Raw genomic sequence first — 769 nt, 5'->3', positions numbered from 1 at the left:
ACGGTACTAGGTTAGAACCTAGATACGATCAGGGTGGTATCCCAACGGCGCCTCCACAGAAGCTTGCGCTCCTGTTTCTTAGGCTCCCACCTATCCTGTACAGATCGTACCCAAATCCAATATCAAGCTGCAGTAAAGCTCCATGGGGTCTTTCCGTCTTGTCGCGGGTAACCTGCATCTTCACAGGTATTAAAATTTCACCGGATCTCTCGTTGAGACAGCGCCCAAATCGTTACGCCATTCGTGCGGGTCAGAATTTACCTGACAAGGAATTTCGCTACCTTAGGACCGTTATAGTTACGGCCGCCGTTTACTGGGGCTTCGGTTCATAGCTTCGGGTTACCCCTAACCACTCCCCTTAACCTTCCAGCACCGGGCAGGCGTCAGCCCGTATACTTCGCCTTACGGCTTCGCACAGACCTGTGTTTTTGTTAAACAGTCGCTTGGGCCTTTTCACTGCGGCCCCCTCGTGCTATTCACACTACCGGGGCACCCCTTCTCCCGAAGTTACGGGGTCATTTTGCCGAGTTCCTTAACGAGAGTTCTTCCGCGCGCCTTAGAATTCTCTTCTCGCCTACCTGTGTCGGTTTGCGGTACGGGCACCTTCACCTGACTAGAGGCTTTTCTTGGCAGTGTGAGATCATGACCTTCGCTACTATAATTTTCACTCCCCATCACAGCCCAGCCTTAATGATGTGCGGATTTGCCTACACATCAGCCTCACTGCTTGGACGGACATCCATCAGTCCGCGTCACTACCCTCCTGCGT

General features: G+C 52.8%; 1 rRNA gene. It reads right to left on the bottom strand.

From position 1 onward, the window contains the following. Positions 1 to 769, bottom strand: a 23S ribosomal RNA gene (locus AC3WJJ_RS25565); the annotation flags it as partial.

It is taken from the genome of Paenibacillus sp. FW507-14B1B (assembly GCF_058781425.1).
Note: the sequence above shows the minus strand (reverse complement) of the source record. Positions and strands in the feature narration are given on the sequence as shown.